General features: G+C 52.6%; 17 protein-coding genes, 1 tRNA gene and 1 pseudogene. 8 read left to right on the top strand and 11 right to left on the bottom strand.

The features are described 5' to 3' along the window. The first annotated feature begins 40 nt into the window (after positions 1-40). The 5 genes from aguA (at position 41) to ABRP30_RS26525 (ending at position 4,506) form a co-directional block, all read left to right on the top strand. Complete coding sequence (aguA, locus tag ABRP30_RS26545) at positions 41-1,147, top strand: agmatine deiminase (protein WP_349975977.1); 1,107 nt, start codon at positions 41-43, stop codon at positions 1,145-1,147. Positions 1,148-1,327: 180 nt separating this feature from the next. After that, entirely contained in the window at positions 1,328-1,525 is a 198-nt protein-coding gene (locus ABRP30_RS26540) for a hypothetical protein (protein WP_241805553.1), read from the top strand. 474 nt (positions 1,526-1,999) lie between these two features. Further along, on the top strand, positions 2,000-3,289 hold the full coding sequence (locus tag ABRP30_RS26535; protein WP_267819426.1) for an OprD family porin: 1,290 nt from the start codon (positions 2,000-2,002) through the stop codon (positions 3,287-3,289). A 519-nt stretch (positions 3,290-3,808) separates the two neighbouring features. Next, complete coding sequence (locus tag ABRP30_RS26530) at positions 3,809-3,988, top strand: type II toxin-antitoxin system HicA family toxin (RefSeq protein WP_267819423.1); 180 nt, start codon at positions 3,809-3,811, stop codon at positions 3,986-3,988. 110 nt (positions 3,989-4,098) lie between these two features. After that, positions 4,099-4,506, top strand: a complete 408-nt coding sequence (locus ABRP30_RS26525) for a type II toxin-antitoxin system HicB family antitoxin (RefSeq protein ID WP_349975976.1) — start codon at positions 4,099-4,101, stop codon at positions 4,504-4,506. A 343-nt stretch (positions 4,507-4,849) separates the two neighbouring features. Here the strand turns inward: ABRP30_RS26525 and ABRP30_RS26520 are convergent, their stop codons facing one another. The 4 genes and pseudogenes from ABRP30_RS26520 to ABRP30_RS26505 form a co-directional block, all read right to left on the bottom strand. Then, a complete protein-coding gene (locus tag ABRP30_RS26520) occupies positions 4,850-5,497 on the bottom strand; it encodes a hypothetical protein (protein WP_349975975.1) in 648 nt (215 codons plus the stop codon). 509 nt (positions 5,498-6,006) lie between these two features. Then, positions 6,007-7,878 carry a hypothetical protein gene (locus ABRP30_RS26515; protein ID WP_349975974.1) on the bottom strand — a complete coding sequence of 624 codons (1,872 nt, stop codon included), beginning with the start codon at positions 7,876-7,878 and terminating at the stop codon, positions 6,007-6,009. Continuing rightward, the gene (locus ABRP30_RS26510) at positions 7,875-13,751 is read right to left on the bottom strand and encodes a hypothetical protein (protein ID WP_349975973.1); all 5,877 of its coding nucleotides are present in this window, start codon (positions 13,749-13,751) and stop codon (positions 7,875-7,877) included. The genes ABRP30_RS26515 and ABRP30_RS26510 overlap by 4 nt, the downstream gene beginning before the upstream one ends. A 1,283-nt stretch (positions 13,752-15,034) precedes the next feature. Beyond that, positions 15,035-15,355 (bottom strand): annotated as a pseudogene (locus ABRP30_RS26505) (tyrosine-type recombinase/integrase); the annotation flags it as partial. Between the two features lie 173 nt (positions 15,356-15,528). Here ABRP30_RS26505 and ABRP30_RS26500 point away from each other — a divergent pair. Then, positions 15,529-15,879, top strand: coding sequence for a type II toxin-antitoxin system RelE/ParE family toxin (locus ABRP30_RS26500; RefSeq protein WP_349976028.1), 351 nt, complete (start codon positions 15,529-15,531; stop codon positions 15,877-15,879). Here the strand turns inward: ABRP30_RS26500 and ABRP30_RS26495 are convergent. From ABRP30_RS26495 to ABRP30_RS26485, 3 genes are all read right to left on the bottom strand, one after another. Continuing rightward, positions 15,876-16,199, bottom strand: coding sequence for a helix-turn-helix transcriptional regulator (locus tag ABRP30_RS26495; protein WP_349975972.1), 324 nt, complete (start codon positions 16,197-16,199; stop codon positions 15,876-15,878). The genes ABRP30_RS26500 and ABRP30_RS26495 overlap by 4 nt on opposite strands. 288 nt (positions 16,200-16,487) lie before the next feature. Further along, positions 16,488-16,563: transfer RNA gene (locus ABRP30_RS26490), tRNA-Thr, on the bottom strand. Positions 16,564-16,661: 98 nt separating this feature from the next. Then, entirely contained in the window at positions 16,662-16,916 is a 255-nt protein-coding gene (locus ABRP30_RS26485) for a hypothetical protein (RefSeq protein WP_349975971.1), read from the bottom strand. A gap of 543 nt (positions 16,917-17,459) precedes the next feature. Here ABRP30_RS26485 and ABRP30_RS26480 point away from each other — a divergent pair. Together ABRP30_RS26480 and ABRP30_RS26475 are read left to right on the top strand one after the other, a co-directional pair. Next, on the top strand, positions 17,460-17,735 hold the full coding sequence (locus ABRP30_RS26480; protein ID WP_349975970.1) for a hypothetical protein: 276 nt from the start codon (positions 17,460-17,462) through the stop codon (positions 17,733-17,735). After that, entirely contained in the window at positions 17,732-18,004 is a 273-nt protein-coding gene (locus ABRP30_RS26475) for a DUF3077 domain-containing protein (protein ID WP_241805570.1), read from the top strand. The genes ABRP30_RS26480 and ABRP30_RS26475 overlap by 4 nt, the downstream gene beginning before the upstream one ends. A gap of 282 nt (positions 18,005-18,286) precedes the next feature. On the opposite strand, the gene ABRP30_RS26470 is transcribed toward ABRP30_RS26475, so the two are convergent. From ABRP30_RS26470 to ABRP30_RS26455, 4 genes are all read right to left on the bottom strand, one after another. Next, positions 18,287-19,492, bottom strand: a complete 1,206-nt coding sequence (locus ABRP30_RS26470) for a methyltransferase (protein ID WP_349975969.1) — start codon at positions 19,490-19,492, stop codon at positions 18,287-18,289. 84 nt (positions 19,493-19,576) lie between these two features. Continuing rightward, positions 19,577-20,266 carry an ABC transporter permease gene (locus ABRP30_RS26465; protein ID WP_012316687.1) on the bottom strand — a complete coding sequence of 230 codons (690 nt, stop codon included), beginning with the start codon at positions 20,264-20,266 and terminating at the stop codon, positions 19,577-19,579. Next, positions 20,263-20,958, bottom strand: a complete 696-nt coding sequence (locus ABRP30_RS26460) for an ABC transporter permease (RefSeq protein WP_241805573.1) — start codon at positions 20,956-20,958, stop codon at positions 20,263-20,265. Before ABRP30_RS26460 ends, ABRP30_RS26465 begins: the two co-directional genes overlap by 4 nt. 55 nt (positions 20,959-21,013) lie before the next feature. After that, positions 21,014-21,766 (bottom strand): ABC transporter substrate-binding protein, encoded by a 753-nt coding sequence (locus ABRP30_RS26455; RefSeq protein WP_115273105.1) that lies wholly within the window; start codon positions 21,764-21,766, stop codon positions 21,014-21,016. Positions 21,767-21,772 lie beyond the last annotated feature (6 nt).

Genomic DNA, 21,772 nt, shown 5'->3' with positions numbered 1-21,772 from the left:
CACATTGACCATCGGCCTAGGGCCTTTGCAGAGGTTACCCATGAAAACCCTCAACTCCACCCCCCGCGCCGACGGTTTCCACATGCCCGCCGAATGGGCGCCGCAAAGCCAGGTATGGATGGTCTGGCCCGAGCGTTCGGACAACTGGCGCCTGGGCGGCAAGCCTGCCCAGGCTGCCCACGTCACCCTGGCCAAGGCCATCGCCCGCTTCGAGCCAGTGACCGTTGCCGTTTCTGCCGGGCAGTACGAAAACGCCCGCCGTCAGCTCGACCTGCCCAACATCCGTGTGGTGGAAATCAGCAACGACGACGCCTGGGTGCGTGATACCGGCCCGACCTTCGTCATCAACGATGCGGGCGAAGTGCGCGGTGTGGATTGGGGCTTCAACGCCTGGGGCGGCTTCGACGGCGGCCTGTACGCGCCATGGAACCGCGATGAAGAACTGGCAGCCAAGGTGCTGGAGATGGAGCGTTGCCAGCGCTACCAGACCGAAGGCTTCGTGCTGGAGGGCGGCTCGATCCATGTGGACGGCGAGGGCACCCTGATCACGACCGAAGAGTGCCTGCTCAACCGCAACCGCAACCCGCACCTGAACCGTGAGCAGATCGAAGAGATCCTGCGTGAGCACCTGGCGGTGGAGACCATCGTCTGGCTGCCCTATGGCCTGTACAACGACGAAACCGACGGCCACGTCGACAACTTCTGCTGTTACGTCAGCCCAGGCGAAGTGTTACTGGCCTGGACCGATGATTCCAACGACCCCAACTACGCGCGCTGCCATGCCGCCTATGAGGTGCTGAAAAACAGCCGCGATGCCAAAGGCCGCGAGTTTGTGGTGCACAAGATGCCCATTCCCGGGCCGCTGTTCGCTACTGAGGAAGAGTGTGCCGGTGTCGACCACGTGGCCGGTAGCCAGGAGCGAGACCCATCGGTACGCCTGGCCGGGTCTTACGTGAACTTCCTGATCGTCAACGGCGGCATCATCGCGCCAAGCTTCAATGACCCGGCAGATGCCCAGGCCAGAGCCATCCTGGCCAAGGTTTTCCCGGACCACGAGGTGGTGATGATCCCCGGGCGTGAACTGCTGCTGGGGGGTGGCAACATCCACTGCCTGACACAGCAGCAACCGGCGCCGGTCAAGCGCTGACGCAACGCTTCCGAAAAAGCCCGTCGCCTGACGGGTTTTTTTTCGGCCGCGACGTGCGGCATGTCGGTATGGCATATGTTTTGTATTGTTTTCAGAGGGTTAACTCGCAGTACGGTCACTCCGTTCTGTAACAATCAAGCCGTAGATTAGCCGCTCACGGGGTAAGGAGTACGTGTAGACATGAACGCAGCAAGTGAGACGGCTTTGCGCCCATTGGCAGTAAACCACCAAGCGCTGAAGACCTTGGCACATTGGTTGAAACACCATGGAAGCAATCGGGTCAGGACGACCGACCCACGACGTTTGCTGGTTGGCCGCTATCCGCAGGGCCTGATCAGCGATGCGGAGCTGGAAGCGCTGCTGGGCGTGTGGCACTGAACAGGGCAGGAGCCCAAACCACCCTCTAGAAACGCCACCGCACTCGCGGTGGCGTTTTCATTTCTGCCGGGCCAAGGCCTGCCTGCACTCCAGAAGCTGCACATGAGCGTGCCACTGACGGCGCCGTGCTGAGCCTTCATTTCAGAATTGCCCTACGCAATAAAGCGGCCTATCCCACCAGAGATAAATTGCCCGCCGATAGCGCGATCATGCAAGGAATTGCCCTGCTCGATGGCCTTATTTTGGTTATATCGTTCTGCATTTCACGAATTTTTGACATTTGTAATCGCACGCGGCTAGGATTCGGCCAACGCCTGCTGGCCATGACCTGGCCATGCTGCTGCACAAGGCCCGCCCCACGACCACTGGCGGGCCTTATCAGTTCGGATCCGCATAGCGTCGAACCTACGAAGGGGCGTTGGTTCCTGGCGTCATATTGCAGAGCGTTTTTGATTACGAAACAAGGAAAACAAGATGTTGAAAACCAGGATCAGCCTGGTCGCTTTGGCGATGATCGCCGCGACCCAGGCCCAGGCCAACGAGCAGGCCGAAAGCAAAGGCTTCATCGAAGACAGCCACGCAAACATTCTTCTGCGTAACGCGTACATGGACCGTGACAAGAAACACGGCACCAAGGACCAGAGCGAGTGGGGCCAGGCGTTCATCGGCAACTTCTCCTCCGGCTTCACCCAGGGCACCGTGGGCGTAGGCGTTGACGCCTTCGGCCTGTATGCCGTGCGCCTGGACGGCGGCAAAGGCCGTAACGGCGCTGCCGGCGTCGACTTCTTCAAGGCCAGCGACACTGCGCCGGCAAACTCGCCGCACAACCTGGCGCGTGCCGGTGCCGCGATCAAGTTCCGCGTATCCAACACTGTACTGAAGTACGGTGACATGATGCCTGCGCTGCCAGTGCTGCAGTACGACGACAGCCGTCTGCTGCCAGAGAGCTACACCGGTACCTTCATCACCTCCAAGGAGATCGAGGGCCTGGAACTGAATGCCGGTCACTTCACCCAGGAGGCGCGCAAGAGTGCCGAGGGTCGTGACAGCGGCCACCTGAAGTCGATTGATGTGTTCGGTGGCAGCTATAAGTTCACCGACAACTTCACGGCCTCTGCCTACACGTCCAACATCGAAGACGTGATGAAGAAGCACTACCTGGGCCTGAACTACGTCTTCCCGATCGCGGCAGACCAGTCCCTGACCCTGGACTTCAATGGCTACAAGTCGGACATCAACAGCAAGTACGTGCAGAAAGCCGACCTGACTGGCGACGACAACACCATCTGGAGCCTGGCGGCCACCTACGCGTTCGGCCCGCACTCGGTGACCCTGGCGCACCAGCGCAGCACAGGCAGCACTGGCTACAACTATGGCTGGTACCAGGACCGCGGTGGCGTGGGTGACGGTGGTTCGACCATCTACTTGGCCAACTCCTACTGGTCTGACTTCAACGCCGAAGACGAGCGTTCCTGGCAGGTTGCCTACGGTCTGGACTTTGGCGCCTACGGCGTTCCGGGGCTGACCTACAAGATCGCTTACGTGCGTGGTGACAACATCAACACCCACGGCTACGGCGAAGGCAAGGAGCGTGAAATCTTCAACCAGCTTCGCTACGTGGTCCAAGACGGCCCGGCCAAAGACCTGTCGGTCAAGCTGCGCGGCTCCTGGCTGCGCACGTCGGAAAGCGTTCGCCAGAACGGCTACTTCGACGACGGCAACGAAGTCCGCGTATTCGTCGAGTACCCGATCAGCATCTTCTGATACTGACCTGGCTTAGGGCTGCCCTGCAGCCCATTCGCCGGCAAACCGGCCTCCCCAGATCCAAGTGGGAGCCGGCTTGCCGGCGATGAGGCCGGCACAGATGCACGGCATTCTGCCCCATGAGCAGGCTCTCCTTCCTTCTCGAGCCGCTTTTCGCTACAGCCACTTCCCCTGTCTCTAGTGCAAAGCTCTCGCCGCGCTCCATCAGCCACATTCGCGCCTATAACTCGCTTTCGCTGATCTCACCCCCTGCGCTGATGCGGATGGTCGAGCGCAGTTCAGGCCTATCAAGACGCTGTGTACATACATCACGCCTTCGCGCAAAGGCACGCCCATGTTGTCGCTGGACTTATCGCCTGCCTGACCCTGGCCGCGGGGATGAAATGCAGACCAACCGCCGCCCAGCCGGGCAGCCTTGGAACGGTGCGGCAAACAGCTAAACCACCGGTGGGTATAGTGTTGACAGTCGCAAGATCGGTGGTTATGGTAACCACCAGTGGCGCAGCGAAAGGAGGTGATGTGAATAGCCGCGAGCTGATAGCGAGGATCGAAGCGGATGGCTGGGTCGAGGTACGGGTGAAAGGGAGTCATCACCACTTCAAACACCCAACGAAACCGGGGTTGGTGACAATCCCACATCCAAAAAAAGATCTGCTGCTGAAAACGATCAACAGTATTTTGAAACAAGCCCAACTGTGAGAAGGAGGGCCTTTCAACCGCTTGATCTCCATTGAGTCCAGCGGTTGAATCTGACCTAGCTGATGTCGATAGCTAGGGGATACATCACAGCGTCCGAGGAGGACAAATCAGTGCTTTATCCAATTGCGATTCTTCCTGGCGATGAGCAACACGCTTGGGGTGTCGAAGTTCCAGATATTCCGGGCTGCTTCTCAGCGGGTGATGATCTCGACGATGCTCTGGCGATGGCCAAAGAAGCGATCGAGGGTCACTTGGAATTACTGGCCGAGGATGGAGCGGTGATTCCTACCGCAAATAAGTTAACCGTCCATTCGGCTAATCCTGAATATGCAGGCTGCACCTGGGCAGTGGTCGATATTGATATAACGAAGTATCTAGGCAAGGCTGAGAAGCTGAATATAACCTTGCCTGGGCATTTGCTTAATCGCATCGACGAGTATGTAAAACATCATCCTGAGCAAAAAAGCCGGTCTGGTTTTTTAGCCTCAGCTGCACTTAGAGTATTGCAAGAAGCCTAGTTGGGTTGTGGATGTTAGCCAGTTTCTGGGAACGAAAGACCTAGAAAGCAGATGTCTGAACAGGATGTTCGCCAGGCTCAGAGGTAGTCTGGGTCTTAGGAGATGAGGCAGCAACTGCATGGCATGCGTGTTTAGACTGCATGCCTATGCCCGCCCCTCGTGGCGGGCTTTGTTTTTCGGGCGGCGGCGGAAGATACAAATTAGGTTATTGTCAGGTGACTTCAGTACACAAGAACCGGGCGGAGAGGGGCTGTAATCACCCTCAGCGGCCACAGCCACGATGAATTACGCCACCGCTCGGGACAGGTTCCGCATCGGCGGGCCTATAGAGGGCTGGCAAATGTCACTGGCGTGAACCGCTGTGGCGTGCTGCCAACGTGTCATACCCATTGGGTAGCCGGTGAGCGTCCACAAAATGTCGGGTCTGCAGTTCAAGGACCATACTCATCAGGTGTCCCACAGGTTCAGCCACGCCCCATGCGACGGCAACCTTGTCGTATCGATTGAGTTGCTGCGCCTTTGCCAGCAGCCTTTCGTTCACGTTGCGCGACAGACTTTGCCATTTGGCGACCAGTTCCTTCATCTGATCGGCCCGCTCCGGTTCCATGCAGGGGAATCGGCGAAGCCGATCCACCAGATACATGAGTCGGCGCTTCCTGACGGGAGCGAGCCCAGGCGTTTTGAGGCGGTCTTCCAAGGCTTCATGCATATCTTCGTTTTTGTACCAAAACAAAAGCGCGAAGGTTTCTGCAACGGCCCTATCAACCTTCTCCAAAGGCATTTTGGTCGCTTGCACGACCAGGTAATCCAGTTCTTGACGGACGTGCTGGTCGTGAACCGGCAAATCTGGCGATGCAAACGCCCAGAGCTTTCCAAGACGGCTATCGGGCTGAACGGTACCCAAAGCCTTGGATACTGGCGTTTCCTTCAGGCTGGAAGCCTGAGGGCTACAGCCTTTGTCAGGGGTTTGGGTCTTGCTCTTGCGCTTCATTGAGGATTAGCCTCAGACAGCTGGTTACGTTGGTGTCGCGTGGTGGTGCTGGCGCTATGGTGTGTGATCCTTGGGCTGCCGGCCTTGTATAGGTCTGTTCCGGCCGCACGCTCGCTCAGAATCGCCCGATGAAACTAGACCAGATTTAGACGCTCCTGCACAGGTCAATGCCGAGGCCAAGTTGTTCATCTATATGGTGGCACCAGGAGTCGAAATTATATACAAGAATATGATTTCCATAGCTTTAATGTTGAGATGTGAAGGTGAACTATCTCTAAAACTATCCTTACCCGCTTACCCGCTTACCCGCTTACCCGCCTCTTGAACGCTCTGGCTGTTATAACTCCAGCGATCGCCTGGTCCTCTTTATTTCAGAAGAGGCGATCGCATTGGTATATTTTTAGCTGGCTTCGAACGAGGCAGTGGTTGCCAAGATTGCTGAGTTTTTATTACTAATTATAAAAAAATTCGCTAATTCAGCAAAAGCCTACTCGAAGGAGTCAATTGGATTAGGCTCGTGCAATGCTTTTTAAAGAAGACAGTGCTGACCTAAGAATTGAATCAGTCGAAGGTAGCGCTATATCTTTAGCTCTTTCACCGTAAATTGTGGAAACTCTTTCAAGCATTTCTCTGCAAAGATCTGAGTAGTTACTCCAATCGCTCGCGCTCACGAATGAAGTACTATGTACCTGCCGCTTCCTCACCTCATATAGTTCTAAATATTCTTGCATTTTGTGATAGTTAGGTACTAGTCTTAATTCCGGTGGGAGTTCAGACTCCCGAGTCGAGCTGATAAAAATTAACTCTGCAAAGCCAAGAACTGCGTTGTTCGCTGAAGGGCGAAATTGCATTTTGATGAAGTCAGATATCTTGGTGACCTCTTGCTCGCCCAGCTTCTCAGATTTCCAGAAGCAGATGCCAAACTTCTCATTAGCATAAACCTGTAGAATAGCTTCTGGGTGTGTCACTACAGATTGCAATGCTTGGAAAGCAGGCATTTCCTTAGCGTTCTCAAGTCTAGCATGTAGTAGCTGCCAAAAAGCTAAGGTTCCTCTATTTTTTAGTTCGTCGCAAACGTACTGTTCAAATCGAAGTTTTCCATCAAGCTTATACTTAAGAAAATAGTCGGACATTAAATCCGTAAGGTCCTCCCAGCGAAGAATGGCATTTATTGATTCGTCAAATCCAAATTTCTGGGAGTTTTCTAGAAGTTTAAGTTCGTTGATTATGGTTTTAGCGGATCGCCAGTCTTCATCAGTCCCAAATATATTGCTTAATATTTTGCATGCTGACAATATTTTCCCCATTAGGAGCCATGCTGGAGAGTCTATAGAGTCTCCAGTTTGCTGTAATCTGATAATGTCAGCAGCGCCCTGATAATTATTCGTGGATATTAGTTCTTCAATAGATAGTACAGCGTGGTTGTCAGCGATCGAAGAAAGCCTGGCCAAACACTCCCATCCAAGCATTTTAAAAACTAAAATGCCATCTTTGCCAAGAATGAGATTCCCCCAGTCATGACTGAGCACAGTTGCAGCTTCTTTGGGGTCAAGCTTTTTAGTCAACGATTTCGCGACAAGTTTCTTATATGTATGACTTTCCTCTGATGAGTCCAGCCAGTCGACTAGGCGTTCGCAGAGTTCCTTTGTTCGGCTCTTTATGTATGGTTCTACACCACCGCGCCTCATACGCGCTAAGTCCTCTGATATATCGTTTACTATTTCGGATAAGCCACCGGTAATTTTGAGCACATCAGACGCTAGATCCGGACTTCCCCCGTTCTCCTTTAATAGAGTACTAATCTCTGCCTCATTCAAGCCTTTTAAGCATTTACTCCGATGTCCTTGTCCCCAATCAGAGGCTAAGAATGGGGCCTTAAATTTATTAGATAGCTCCCAACGCTCTCTAAGAACTGGCAGCGATATTGGCAGCTCAACGACAGTTTTTAGCCCCATGTCGTGCTCAAGATTTCGAAGCACGGTCCCAATTCTTTCGCCTAGGTTTTGTAGCGCTTCATGAAATCTGTGAATTATAATTATTGGGATACGATTTTTTTCAATGACGGCTATAGTCGCAGCATTTAATACGGTGACCGGATCATCTTCTGAGGCGCTAGACGAATCAGTGACTCCCCACTTATTTGCGACTTTGCGCGCAAACAATATCTCACTACGGAAGTCGTCAGTATCCATTTTTGCAATTGCTAGTGAATATAGCTCTTTTCCAATAAAGGAAAATATTGTTTTGTCTTCAGAAAGCTTATTAAAAAAATGGCGTGACGCACTCATTGGTGGAGCAACTACAATATAATTGCTCTTTCTCTTTAGCCAAGACTCGATTATCTCTTTGCACAACACTATATGAGCTTCTGGGATTTTCATTGTTTGGCTCCTTCCAAAGTATTTGGCGAAATCGCGCTCAGTTCATGATCAATTAAAGCCCAATGCCGAGCGGAAGAATTTCTCAACGACTCCCCTAGTATAGGGATTGCAAAGAATAGCTCTTGGGCCGAAGCTGACGCCGATAGCCTCAGCAACCCGAGCTTGAGGCAGATTTCAATCCCTCTCTCTATCAGTTCTTTTGGGATTCGATATTGTTTAGAGAGCTTACTTTCCTTTGATGTTATTCTTCCTCTTAATACACGGTGGCCACTTATCGGGCTATGTAGATCCGCGACAGCGTAAAGCACTGCCCTTACAAGAACACCATCACTGTTCCGCTCTAGGGTGACGGTAGTCCTCAAATCGTCTGCTCCTGGATCACCACCCATGTCATCTAGCTTGGAGATTTTCGTGTTTTTTGAAAGCAGAGCACGTAATCCGGAGTTAATATCAGAGACCAAAATATGTGACTGAGTTGCTACCGCAAAAGTAGCACCCGCAACTAACTTCATGTAGTAAGGTATGCCTGAGCATACCCATATTAGATGTTCTAGGCTCTCTTTCGGAATTACATGACGATAGCGGATTTGGCCAGGCTCAATTATCTGCCTGCTACTTGTCTCTTGTTGCTTGGTTTTGCACGAGAATGGGGATAATTCTAAGTGTTCAATGCTGTTATAGAATGGAGACTCTGGATTGGAAATGAAAATTTCCCGGGCGGCTGACGAACCTGCAAAGACAATCCCTATATCTCTTCGTTCGGCAATGAGGTGGCGTATTTGCCAAAGGATGTCGGTGGCAAGCTTCTTTCGGCTGCCTCCTTCAAAATACATAGCTGCAAATCGGTCTATCTCGTCTATCAAGAATATTACACGGCTTCCTTGAGTGCAGTTTGAAATTAGAATGTCCGAAAGTTGGCCAATAAAGGTTCCCGCATCGGCATCAAAAGTCAAGCTTCTTCCCATGGAATCGAAGTCATTATAAAGATCCCGCAGCTCCTTGTTTGCCAAGATGCTGCAAGTCCGCTTCCATATCCACTTGTTAAATTCAAGTCCTGAAGAGAAGCTTTCATCAATAGTTAGATATATAACGAAATTGTCTCGCCCAACTTTGTGCGAAAAAGCATCTAGAATTCGGTACAGCATTGATGTCTTTCCAGACCGGCGCGGACTAGATATCCAAAGACTTCGAACAACTTTGCTGTTAAATAGCGCCTTTTCGATTTTTTGCTCGTCGTCAGCCCTTGATACGTATGCGTCATAGCGCATTTGTTGCTCAGGAAAGCTATCAAAAGCTTCATCAATGAAGTCAGGTGATAACGGTTCAAATATTTCACGTCCGGCTACTTTCAAATATAGACTTTGAGTGAATTTTGATCTCACCCCTGTAAGTGACGTCGATTCACAGTCTACATCAAGGCGAAATTGTTCGGCATTTTTGTCTAGTTGCTCGAACTCTATAGGGCGAGATGTCTCTGAGAAAAAAGGTCCTACTAGATCCCACTTAAGAGCTCCACCTTTAAATCTTATTGGTGCAGTGGGGTTGAGAGTAATTTCAATTAAGTCTGGGCAATCAACTTTGCGAGGTGTAATGTTCAATGTTCCCCTGAGTACACCATCGGCAATGAACTCTAGGCTGCCAGCCATTGACAATTTTGCTTGAGTTTCTATATGTATCGGGGCGCGCCGCATTACCATCTCAACAAAAACCTGGAATGGTTTTGCTTGGATGCTTTTACGTAAATCTACGAAACCTTGAAGAAGCTCATGTTTTCCATCAACAAGGGCTTTGTGAGATATTTCGGCCAGAGCAGATGCTCTCCTTCGATCCATATCAATAGGCGAGTATGCTAAGCAAGCAGCGGTTACGGCTGGAGCATGAAGCCTCCAAGCTATATTCATGAAAGAGGCCCTCGCCTCAGCCTGGCGACTGTCACCGGAAAAGTAGTCCCAAATCCCCCTAGTAGTGGCAGTATCGCCATTGTCTTTCAATGTGAAAGCAAATCTGAATTCTTTCGCAAACTGAGACAATAAATCGGTGTTGTTAGAAACACTTTGAAGCTTTTCTGAGGTTGTAGCCTTCGCATTTGACTCGGCGTCACCAGATGCTTCATGCAACATAAGCGTAAGAAAATCACAAGCGAACTCCCCAATCATCCCCTTCATGTTTTTCGTTGGCGTAATTGCTTTTACAACTGTGGAGCCTTTTATGTTATTAATTAGGTACAAACAAGCGGAGTACTCAGCAACGTTAAATTTAATTTTGTTCCCCAAAAGAGAACTTACACTCCAGTCAGCCAGTGACTCAAGCCAGCCTGCTGAGTGCTCTGGGTGCTCGACTAACATGCCATTTAAAGCGATATAGCTAGCGTCTTCCCAGTTCCTCATTTTGACAAGCTCATCCAATGATGTAGATGAACTCTGATGCTTTGGTCTGTGAGTAGCTAAAGCCTTAGCTTTTTTAACAAGTTGATCAAGCTGTACAGTGTTCCTTTCCTCATCTTCATCTTCTTTGTTCTTTTCTACTATTACAGATTGACTTTTCTCAGGTGGGTTGGAGGATACAGGAAATACATCTATTTCAGAATAATTCTTAGCATCTAAGCCCTTCGAATCGAAGACCCTCAGGATATCATCAACGCAACTTTCGCCCAGAATTCCCAGCTCTTTCCACATTTCAGCTGTGTCAATCAGTGCTGATACCAGATTTGAATTTTCGTCTAAGCTGCTCTCATTTGTGACAATGTTGTGAAGAAAATTAAATGTAAGTAATTTTAGTTTTTTTCCGTAAGAAGGTAAGAGGGTTCTGATGCGTCCAAGTTCAAGTGAAAGTGGGTCAACTGCTTGCTGGAAGTAATAGGCTAATAGGTCTGATGTCTGAGCATCTGGATATGGCAGGCGATCATCTAGTTGAGATACGCAACTGGTAACTTTATTTAGTAATAGTTCGTCTAGGTTTTTAACTCTAGATAACTTGCTAATTTGCTCAATATGTAGGCGGCGAGGTTGGTTTTCTTTGATTAGTGCATTTAAGAGTGAGCGCAACGAAGAAATGCTATCGTTTGGCCCTGGAGTTCTACCAAGCTTTATTATGCGGGCAGCCACTGCCTCTCGCTCTCTAGCTTCGAGATCTTCGCTTTCTGCCAAGTATAAATATTGTTCAGCGTCCGCCAACTCTTTTTCTAACTTTTTCCACTGCTGAGTGTTAAGTAGCTCTTCAGATTTTTTAATGCTATTAGTGAGGTCGTTGAAAGAACTGGTAAGGGCGTCGACTCGCTGTTTAAGAAGGCTGATTTTTGCCTGCTGCGCCGCTTCTATCTCTTCAATATTTCTTTCTACAATTCTTTCTATACTTGGGGGTACTTCTTCGTTCGACTCGCTTACAAGAGCCGCAAACGCTTCAAAAAACTGTTTATCAGCATATAACTTGATTAGTTGTGAATGTGTGTTGAAACCAGCTTCTGAAATAATAGTGTCGCCAATTATGCTGGCGTAAGTCACAATCCCATGCTCTAAATTCTCGCAGAATGCACGGGGATAGAATGCGCTAACATCATCTGCTTCGAATGATGTACCAAATGAGCCTTCTAAGCTCCTTTCGAAACATGGATACTTGACATGTTCTTTCTGTACGTGCAAATCGAGTAACCACGACTTAAGCAGTAATGCCTCAGTATCCGACGACTCAAGTATTAAACAAATGGTTTTTACAAGTTGCTCGTGTCTAGGAGCCTTGCAATTAGATTTTTTGGAGGTCGAAGTCACGTACAGTGAGAGCCAATCATTCAACTCAGAAATTTTAATGCTAACTTGATTTCGAATAAATTTATCATACTCAGATCTTTTCTTCAGGTGTTCGGGTATTTCTTGCTTCCAGCTTGCGAGATGGTTTTCTATCTCGAAGTTATTAACAAACTCCTGATAGGTTTTTGCAAACTCTGACGCACCTTTATCTTCTGCAATATTATACAGAGGCAAAAAAATGTCGTTGTAAGCAGCATTCCAAATGTGCGAGTAAGTATTGCTTCCACCTTTTTGGTGGCGCTCCAACACATTCAACAGTCGATTTTGCATCTCGACTTCTGGACTGGTGGCATTCTTTTTTTCGCTATTTGTGATCACAGCCTTAGCGACTTGCTGCACCAAAAAGCGCAGATCAACTTCTGAGCCTGGCTCAGTTGTGCAAATGTATAATGACGAAAAGAAGTCTCCAAATAAATCCACAGGGTTACTTATTAAATCATGTAGTGGATATGCACTCCAGTAGGAGTAACGATCAATGTGGCTTATTTGGTCGCTGTTCAAATATCCATGGAGTTGTGCCATGGCAATAACCGCTATGCAGTTCTCATTGTTCCGGGCAATCTCTTCTTTCTGGCCTAATGTAAGCCAAGAAGCTGCAGAGATAACCTTCGGTATTTCATCCTTTTTGTAGTCTTTTACTAAAGATGCTACCAAATCAGAAAAAGGCTGCAGCAGAAGTTCAAACTCTTTTCTAACACAGATGCCCATGAGATCATTTATGTTAGCCCTTCTGATGATCAGAAGTCCAAATTGCTTCCAAACATGGCTCAGAGATTTATCCGACAATGGATTCCATTCTAAGTCATAGTATTTCTCTTGAACTGCATCGTAGAGATAGCTTTCAGCTTGAATGCCTCGCTCAATAATATCTGCGGATTTAGCTAAAGTGTCGAGTATGTCATCGCCGGAGGGGGAGGGACCCCACACCTCTTTATGCATAACCAATTCTCGAATAGTTTTCTCACTTTTGCTCAGGATGAGATTTAATTTTTCTATTTTCTGTGAAACATCCTCTTTCGCGGAATTTACTATCTGAATCCAATCATTAAATCCATTCATGCAGAAGGAGCTAGCGATCGAAGGTGGATCAGGTAGGTCTAATGCTGCATAACCCAGCCTCAATGGAGTATTCAACTTTTCGATGATGCTTTGTCGGCGACTGTCAACCACTTCGATAAGAGCGCTTATTGACTCTGCTGATTCATGGATTCCATCGGCAATAGACTTAGCATTGTGGCTGCTCATTAAGATTGTTGCTTTTTGAGCAACGTTTTCGCTGTAAGATTTTATTTTGCTTATTGCTTCTTTAGCTTCTAATATGTCCGCACTTAATTCTTCTTGAAGCGGGTGCGTGTGCTTTACAAATTCTATATCTTCAGGATTTTCAGGCTTTTGGATATTCGCAATAGAACTTTCAGCAATAGAAGCCTTGGTCTTGCTGACCTCTAAAGGCTTCTTCCACGAGCCAGTCGAAAGTAGATCTAATATTTCAGATTGTTTATTCTTCGCTAAATCTGCAAGCAGTGCTTCTTCAAAATTTTGAAGAGAGGTTTCTCTAGGTGACTCAAATAAATTTAGAGTGCATGACTCAAACATACTCCATGCTAGGAGTGCAGAAGATACAGGATCAACTGAAGTGGAGCATAATTGTTCTGTAAATAATCCTATTTTGGTTAAGATAGGATAGCTTTTCTTAGCTTTTGAGACTTTGCAGTCACGCTTCTCGTAAAAGTCTACTAGTTCCGAAGCGTCAAAATGAAGGTTCTTATGTTTATGGGTTACGTACAGGTAAACCAGCCTGTCGAAGGTTGGGAATCCGCTTTTTTTTGAATCTTCCCATGTCTTGCGGAATTCAGCTAAAAATACAAAATTACTTAAAAATATGTAAGTATCATCTTTTGGTTTTAGCTTTTCTCCGGTGAAGCTTTCAATAATGCCCCGGATGTTGCTTGAAGATTTTGGCCAAACACTGCAGATTTGTTTTAGAAGGGAAATATTAATTTCGCCCGGTTCGCGTTCAAATACTTTCGGCAGGTCCTTCAAGCTTAAACTTTGGGTGGCCTTACTCATGCGCTCTCCATTTGGTGAACCTATCCTATTGCGAGTTGCACCTAGCAATAATAGTGCCAACGCCCGCTATTGGTTTATCGTTTCAGGTTTTGGCGTTCTGGCTCTGTGAAGGTGCCCGATACTGTTCAGTAAAAGCAGAAATACTCGTCTAGGTAATGGCTTTATGCCTTCCTCAAGGAGAAAGGTCAAATATTGTGCTCGACATGCATACGTAATCCGCCTACTGTTTCCTGCTAGCTCTTCGCTAACGCTTGATACTGAGCTTCATCCGCTAAAATATTTCGTTGAATGCAAGTGGCCCCGCGTAGCTCATTCGTCTGTCGTAGTCGAGGGCCTACCCACTAATGCCAAGTCCACCTCATCTTCCGATCTTCGATCCTCGCCCCACGTCATCCCGCCAAGAATGCTGAGTGTTATCAGCGATCAAGGCCCCTGCGACCTGTGGGGAATGTCCTCTACGCGGGACTGGCGGCTCCTTACGTCCGGGAGCAAGGGCATCTCATGATCTGCCTCCTGAGTACCGTTACCGGTGGGCGGGTGGAGGCTGCATTGGCTGACGAGGCCAGTGCCGCGAGATCCTGAGCCGGGTTAACGCAGCAATGCGATGACCGGGGCATGCCTGACTGTCAGTCAGGTGCAGTCCATTCCTTGGTCTGCGGCACCATCATCTGCATGGTTGTTGCTGGTGACATCGGCGTTTGTCACGCCGATTGTCACGAGGGGAATTGCCGCTGAGCCATGTGCGATCAGGGCTGCAGCAGTGTCAGGAGCGCCCGTCTCTTTCCAGAAGAAAGAGACGGGCACAGGTTGGCGCAAGATTCGGCCAAGCGGATAGGTTGCTGCAGGGCAGCGCAATAGGGACTTTCGTCTGGCGCACGAGGGCCATGATCTGAAGTAGGCATCCATCACCGGGGAGGTGACCGGGCGAGCTGCCCGATGCGAATCGCCCTTGGGGAGAACCACCGCGGGAGCGGCGTGACCTTTGAGGTTCGGGTCACCTGGGGTGCTGTCATCGATAGCGCTTGCAACCCCCGGTCTACGCCTGTGGACAATATTCGTCAAGCAAAGAGATTTCAGGGATTTAGCGCCTGTGGATAAAACGATCCCCCCGGTGGACATCAGTGGTTTTCCACAGACGTACGCTGTGCCAGCGGTTTTTTTCTTAGGTATGGTCCTTTCAAACGGGGCGGCTTTGCAGCCCCGTTTGAAAGGACCCGCGCGGAGGAGCTTCATGCGGTGCTGTGGGTAACTTCACAGCGAGTTTGTGATGGTGGTGCGGCGGGTTACTCGGTCCTCTTGGCACTGCGCAGGCGCGTGACGTTCTCGCCCGCCTGCCTGGCAAACTCATGCGGCGTCACATGGTCCTCGCGGTTTGCCTCCAGAAACCGGCTCCACCAGGTCATGATCATCCGGCGCTCTTCGAGGAACTCGGCCTTATGGGTATAGGCGGCGCGCACGTTGTTGCGTTCCTTGTGGTTCATCTGCCGCTCGATAGCCGTCTCCGACCACAGTCCGGACTCGATCAGCGCACTGCACGCCATGGCTCGGAATCCATGACCGCAAATATCCACCTTGGTGTCGTAGCCCATCGTCCTGAGTGCGGCAAACCCCGGCCCCAAATGAGGTCGAACTGATTTCAGCGGGCGAGAGAAACACGATATTTCAGCGTCAAACCGCGAAACATTTCTAATTCCGCCAGCTGCAAGCCACTGCGCTAGATTCCCTTCTCCTGGCATCCATGCCGTCCCCAATCCAGCATCTCGCCGTGGGTACACCGTTGAAAAAGTTTGCGTTTGTGAGTGCAGCTGCTGAGCGTGAATACAAAGACCTTCCCAAAGACGTTCAGGACGATTTTGGTAAAGACCTGCGACGCATCCAGTATGGCCAGGACCCAGAGCGGCCGATCACGTCGTTGTCCGAGTCGGTAGGGGCGGGTGCGATTGAGCTCATCATCAACGGCAGCCCTGCATTCCGATGCGTGTATGTGGCCAAATTTGCAGACATGGTCGTCGTGTTGCATTCGTTCGTAAAAACGACCAACAGGTCCGACCGGCACGCGATGCAGGTCGCCGAACAGCGGATGAAAGAGTTGAAGCAAGAACTGAGAAAAATGGGATACAGGGTTTAGCTGTCAGGCGTTTGGGTGATCACGATCTGGGGCGGTGAACCTGCATCGTTTGAGGGCAGGGTCAGGGTTGTGCGAAAGCCGAGCTTGTCCAGCATGTCCATCATGGCGTCCAAGGTGAATTTCTCGATCTTGCCATTTGCAAGCTCGGATATGCGGGATTGGGTTACGTTCAGCTTGGCTGCGGCATCATGCTGTTTGAGGCCCATTTTTTTGATGCAGTCAGTGATGAAAATGGACAAGTCCATTTTCAAGGCCATTTTGCTGGCGGTATCTGCGTCGTGGGTGGCGTGGAAAGGGCTTTCGTGGAATTGAAGCGCCATTGGCTTGCCTCGACAGAAATATCTAAAATTTTCGATAAATCGTAGTGGGGATTGGTTGGCTAGTCAAAGCGTTTGTGTTGGAGGGTGTGTCTGTTTGTGAGCTGGGCTGGTGATCAGAGAATTGCTTCTGCTTGGGGTGGTTGGGGCTGCTGCGCAGCCCATCGCAGGCAAGCCAGCGCCTACACCGATCGTGGTGGCTTCAGCGCATCTGTAAGGCAGGGGATTGGGCGCTGCGGGGGGAAAACAAAAAAGGCCCACCTTTCGGTGAGCCTTTTTTGATACTGCGTATGGTGCCGGCACCAGGAATCGAACCCGGGACCTACTGATTACAAGTCAGTTGCTCTACCATCTGAGCTATACCGGCAATGGGGCGTCATTATAACGATCGGTTGGCGCCTGTAAACCACTTCCTTGCGATTGTTTGAAAATGACCTAAGTCACCGGCCTAAAAGGAGAAATTTCCTACCAGCCGCGGTGGATGGTGTTGACGTTTGGTTCGGTCTTGCCGGGGTTGAAGAACAGCTTGTCGTTGTCGCAGCCACGCTTGCGGCAGGGGCTTTCTACGCGCAGGGGCAGACCGTTGTCGCCGCCCAGTTGCATGCCGGGGGTGTTCCAGTCCAGGTTGCTGGTGTGCTGTGGCGTGGTGCCGCTGCCATTGGCGCAGGCAGTCAGGGCCAGGGAGAAGGTCAGCAGGGCAAGGGATTTGGCGTGAGGCACGATGTCGAGGTCCGTTAGTCCATGTCGATTCTGGCGCAACGCCAGACGGTCGCGGGGCTGGCGGGGCAGCGCGCGACGTAGCTTTTTAGTGATTTGGGAGGCGGATCATACACCGTCGGGCCGGGCTCGCGGTGGATCTGCGTCGCATTGTGATCACTGTGCAGGCCTTTTCTTGGTTAAACACCGCTCCCCAAAAATACGGTGGTGCTCTTTCGCTGAGAGCGCAGCTGTAAGGTATTTCTGAATCTAAAACCAAATGCTTCAGTAACGGAGCACTTGGGAATTATCCTACGAGCGCTACCGAAGCTTCACTGTTGGCGGAAAAGTGCCTCAGGGATACCGTTCCCGGGTCGCGGATTCCTGGTGACAGGGTGTGAGAACCCAACTGTGAATAAGTGGTAGCCCTATGGCTGCCGTACGTGGGCAGACTTCGGTCTGGCCGGGCTTCCTTATTCACTCGGTTTCTCACCCCGCGTACGGCTGCCACCCAAATCCGTGAGAAAGATTTGGTGGCATCCATTTTCAGTGAATAAGGATTAAGCCATGAAGAAAATCGTTCCAGACCCACCTCGCCCTCTCATCACCACCCCGTACTTCACCATCCACAGCGACATTTCCCCAACCGACGCCATCGCCCACGCCGGTGAACTCCTGCGTGCCGTAGTCGAAACCCTCGACGACCACTGCCGTGACCACGCAGGCGAGCCCGGCCTGAACCTGCTGGCAAACGCCAACCACGCGGCCTACTCAGCCTATGTATTGATCCAGCACGCCAAGCGGAGCTGGGACGATACGCAGAATGGGGGGGCGTTCACATGAGCCTTGAAACAAAGCCCCTCACCACAGCCGGTGTCGAAACGTTTCTCGAAGTCGGCAACCCGCCCGTGAAGCTCTTGCGCGTACAACCCGGCATCCCTGTAGACCACGCCTATGAACAGGTTTCGATATTGCTGGGCTACATCAAACACCTGGTGCGCGAAGGCGATATGGAGGATGACCACAAGCTGTTGGGCGCCGCCGATTACCTCAGCGTGCTGGCCAAGGCGTTGATGAACGATATCGAGATGGCCAAGAACAAACTGCACTGACTTGCAACGCACCCGTGGGCCCGGCAAGCCGGCGCCCACAATCAGGCAGTAGCCGCACCAATCCAGCGCTATTTGCCTAATCGAATATTTGTTTATGCACAAGAGGCATCAGCCCCATGCGCGAAAGGCGTGCCGATCCCATGCACCGCTGGTCTTTGCGCAAAGGCCTGTTTTTACTGGGGTTGCAGCTGCAGCGGGAATAAGCCGAACGGTTGAAATAACGCTTGGATCCAACCATTCATCACAAGCTTGTTCACAGACTTATCCACAGGTTGTGCCGCGCTAATGATCGCGCTCGGCAAGCAGCATCAGGTTACGTGGGGTGAGTGGATAATCGCAGAACGTGCCCAGTCGTACGGCGTAGCCTTGGGCTTCGAGAAACAGGGCGCGGTCGAGCACCAGCCACATTTCCAGTGGCCTTCTGAACAAGTTGCGTACCCGTTCCAGGTTGCGCACCTGGGCAAGGCGTTGCCAGCCCTCGGCTTCTAGGGCATCCCAGTCGGGGTTGATGGTCAGGTCCAGCTCGCGCAGGTCGGCCAGATCGCGGCAGTACTGCTCGAAGGGTTTGGCCAACCAGGCCACCGGCAATGACGGTGTGGGCAGGTACTCATCACGCTGGCGCTGGCGGCGCTGCAGCAGGTCGAAGCCAAGGCGCCTGGCCATCGAGCAGTCGCGCTGGTGGCGAACCCGGGCGCCAGCGGTGACGGTTTCGCTCAGAGGCAGGCCAAGGTCCAGCAGCGACAGTTGCAGCGATGAGTGCTGCGCAGCTGTGGATAACGGCTGGTAGTGCTCGCCTTGGATGCGGTTGTAGCAGCAGGGCGCCACGGCAAGATGGCGGCAGCCTTGCTCACTGGCCACACGCAGCAAGTGCACATGCAGGTCGCCGCAGGCGTGCAGGGCGACCACGCTCTTGTCGCTGCCTAGGTGGCGGCGGCTGTCCGCTGCCATCACATCCTGGTGCACATGGGTTGCCGGTAGCTGGTGGTGGTCACTCAGCGCTTGGCCGGCGCTGACCAGTTGGGCGTCGTACTCCAGGCAGGTCAGCTGCTGGCCGGGCTGCAGCAGGCGGCGGCCGAGGTAGCCTTTGCCTGAGCACCAGTCCAGCCAGTGCTGGGTCTGCGTGTGGAAGCTCAGGCGGCGGCTGAAGGCCTCGATCTGCTGCCACTTACGGCCTGGAACATTGACGTCCAGGCGGTGTGCGGCGGGCGGCAGGCCGATGTCGGGCAGCTCGCCCAGGGCGCTCAGCCGTTGGGCTTGTTGGGCAAGGTGTGGAAACGGTGCGGGCACGCCTTGCGGGTCGAGGTCGGCTTCGGCATCGCTCAGGCTGCATTGGCGCAGGTGGGCGGACAGTGCGGGGTGTTCGGCTTCCCAGGGCAGGCGCAGGGTGGTGAACGGCCTGGGTTTCCACAGCGGCTGGTGCTCGGTCAGGAACTGGTCGAGGGCCAGGAAGCGGTCGCGTAGTTGGTGGCTGTGGAGAAAAGGGGGCATGGCGCTAGGCATTGGTTGAGGTGAAGGGCCCACCGCCGTCAAACCGGCGTGACGGCGGTGGGTAGCAGAGCAGCCCGGTGGTCGTTAACGCCCTTGGCAGGCATCCACCCGCAACCAGCGTTCCAGCAGCTTGAAACCTTGCACCAGCAGGAACGAGATCACCAGGTAGAACACCCCGGCAGCGAAGAAGATCTCCACCGGCAGGTAGGTACGGGCAATGATGGTCCGTGCCATGCCGGTCAGCTCCAGCAGGGTCACCGTACTGGCCAGGGCGCTGGCCTTGAGCATCAGGATCACTTCGTTGCTGTAGGCCGGCAGGCCGATGCGCGCAGCGCGGGGCAGCATGATGTAGAACAGCGTCTTGCCACGGGACATGCCCAGCGCCCGCGCCGCTTCAATTTCACCCTTGGGGATCGACTGCAGCGCGCCGCGCAGGATCTCGGCGATATAGGCGGCAGTGTGCAGGGTCATGGTCAGCACCGTGCACCAGAACGGATCGCGCAGGTAGGGCCAGAGGCTGCTCGAGCGCACCGCGTCGAACTGCGCCAGGCCGTAATAGACCAGGAACAGCTGCACCAGCAGCGGTGTACCGCGGAAGAAGAAGATGTAGCTGAAGGGCAGGGCGCGCACGTACCAGTGCCGCGACGAGCGGGCGATACCCAGCGGTATCGCCAGGATCAGCCCGGCAACGACCGCGATGGCTACCAGCTCCAGGGTCAGGGTGGCACCCTGGGCCAGGCGCGGCAGCCACTTGATGATCACTTCCCAGTTCATTGTTCGGCCCTCGCAAAGCCGCGAGCGGCGCGTTTTTCCATGAAGTGCATGCCGGTCATGGCGACCACGGTCAGGCCCAGGTAGATGCAGGCCGCGACCATGTAGAAGGTGAACGGCTCCTTGGTCACGGTCACGCCGATCTGCGCGTGGCGCATGATTTCTTCAAGGCCGATCACCGATACCAGGGCGGTGTCCTTCATCAGGATCATGAACAGGTTGCCAAGGCCCGGCAGGGCGATGCGCCACATTTGCGGGAGGATGATCCGCGAAAGGATGCGCCCTTTGGAAAGGCCCAGCGCCAGGCCAGCTTCACGGTGGCCCTTGGGGATCGCCAGGATGGCGCCACGGAATACCTCAGTGGCGTAGGCACCGAAGCACAGGCCCAGGGCGATCACGCCGGCGGCGAAGGCACTGAGTTCCAGGCCGGGCATGTTGAGGGCTTCGCCGAGGCTGTTCATCAGGCCGACGGTGCCGAAATAGATAAGCAGGACCCAGAGCAGTTCGGGCACGCCGCGAACCAAGGTCGAGTAGAAGCCGCCAAGCCATTGCAGGGGCTTGAGCGGGGAGGTCTTGGCCAGGGCGCCGAGCAGGCCCAGGACCAGCCCCAGCAGCAGGGCGCAAAGCGCCAGTTTTACGGTCATCAAGGTGCCAGCCGCCAGGGCCGGACCGAATCCGTGCAGGTCGATATTCATGGGCAGGGTCGTTCTAGGGACCGGCGCGCCGCAAGGGCGCGCTGGTCGGGGCGAATCATTCGATGCTGAATGGGAAGTACTTGTCGTTGATCTTCTTGTACGTTCCGTCAGCCTTGATTTCTGCCAGGGCCTTGTTCAGCTTCTCGCGCAGCGGGTCGCCCTTGCGTACGGCGATGCCGATCTTGTCGCTGTCGACCACAGGCTCGCCTTTGAACTCGAAGTTCATGCCGTCCTTGCTCTTGAGCCACTCGTACTGCACGTACTTGTCGGCCAGGATGCCGTCCACTCGGCCAGAGATCAGGTCGAGGTAGGCGTTTTCCTGGGTGTCGTACAGCTTGATGTCGATATCGCTGCCGTAGGTGTCTTCCAGCCAGGTGCCGGCCAGCGTGGCGCGCTGGGTGCCGATGATCTTGCCTTTGAGGTAGGACGCGTCGGTCTTGAAGTCGACGTTCTTCGGCGCGATGAACTGCAGCTTGTTGGAGTAGTACGGGTCGGTGAAGTCGACGGCCTGCTTGCGCTCGTCGGTGATCGACAGCGACGACACCAGGAAGTCGAACTTCTTGGCGTTGAGGGCCGGGATGATGCCGTCCCAGTCGGAGGTGACGACCGAACACTCGACTTTCATCTTGGCGCACAGGGCGTCGCCGATGTCTTTGTCGAAGCCGACCACGTTACCGCTGGCGTCCTTGTTGTTGAACGGCGGGTAGGCCGCTTCGATACCCATGCGCAGTTTTTCTGCAGCCATGGCGTTGGCCGAAAACACCAGCGTGGCGGCAGCTGCCAGGAGGAATTTCTTGTAAGTCTGCATGTGTTG

Source organism: Pseudomonas sp. WHRI 8519 (genome assembly GCF_040224055.2).
GTDB classification, from domain to species: Bacteria; Pseudomonadota; Gammaproteobacteria; order Pseudomonadales; family Pseudomonadaceae; genus Aquipseudomonas; species Aquipseudomonas putida_X.
The sequence above is the reverse complement of the archived record's forward strand: the minus strand, read 5'-3'. Positions and strand labels throughout refer to the sequence as shown.

What these genes read in the sequence shown, in the direction of transcription:
- aguA (WP_349975977.1), top strand. Translation starts at nt 41, where the DNA reads ATGAAAACCCTCAACTCCACCCCCCGCGCCGACGGTTTCCACATGCCC.
- ABRP30_RS26540 (WP_241805553.1), top strand. Translation starts at nt 1,328, where the DNA reads ATGAACGCAGCAAGTGAGACGGCTTTGCGCCCATTGGCAGTAAACCAC.
- ABRP30_RS26535 (WP_267819426.1), top strand. Translation starts at nt 2,000, where the DNA reads ATGTTGAAAACCAGGATCAGCCTGGTCGCTTTGGCGATGATCGCCGCG.
- ABRP30_RS26520 (WP_349975975.1), bottom strand. Translation starts at nt 5,497, where the DNA reads ATGAAGCGCAAGAGCAAGACCCAAACCCCTGACAAAGGCTGTAGCCCT.
- ABRP30_RS26515 (WP_349975974.1), bottom strand. Translation starts at nt 7,878, where the DNA reads ATGAAAATCCCAGAAGCTCATATAGTGTTGTGCAAAGAGATAATCGAG.
- ABRP30_RS26510 (WP_349975973.1), bottom strand. Translation starts at nt 13,751, where the DNA reads ATGAGTAAGGCCACCCAAAGTTTAAGCTTGAAGGACCTGCCGAAAGTA.
- ABRP30_RS26495 (WP_349975972.1), bottom strand. Translation starts at nt 16,199, where the DNA reads ATGGCGCTTCAATTCCACGAAAGCCCTTTCCACGCCACCCACGACGCA.
- ABRP30_RS26480 (WP_349975970.1), top strand. Translation starts at nt 17,460, where the DNA reads ATGAAGAAAATCGTTCCAGACCCACCTCGCCCTCTCATCACCACCCCG.
- ABRP30_RS26475 (WP_241805570.1), top strand. Translation starts at nt 17,732, where the DNA reads ATGAGCCTTGAAACAAAGCCCCTCACCACAGCCGGTGTCGAAACGTTT.
- ABRP30_RS26470 (WP_349975969.1), bottom strand. Translation starts at nt 19,492, where the DNA reads ATGCCCCCTTTTCTCCACAGCCACCAACTACGCGACCGCTTCCTGGCC.
- ABRP30_RS26465 (WP_012316687.1), bottom strand. Translation starts at nt 20,266, where the DNA reads ATGAACTGGGAAGTGATCATCAAGTGGCTGCCGCGCCTGGCCCAGGGT.
- ABRP30_RS26460 (WP_241805573.1), bottom strand. Translation starts at nt 20,958, where the DNA reads ATGAATATCGACCTGCACGGATTCGGTCCGGCCCTGGCGGCTGGCACC.
- ABRP30_RS26455 (WP_115273105.1), bottom strand. Translation starts at nt 21,766, where the DNA reads ATGCAGACTTACAAGAAATTCCTCCTGGCAGCTGCCGCCACGCTGGTG.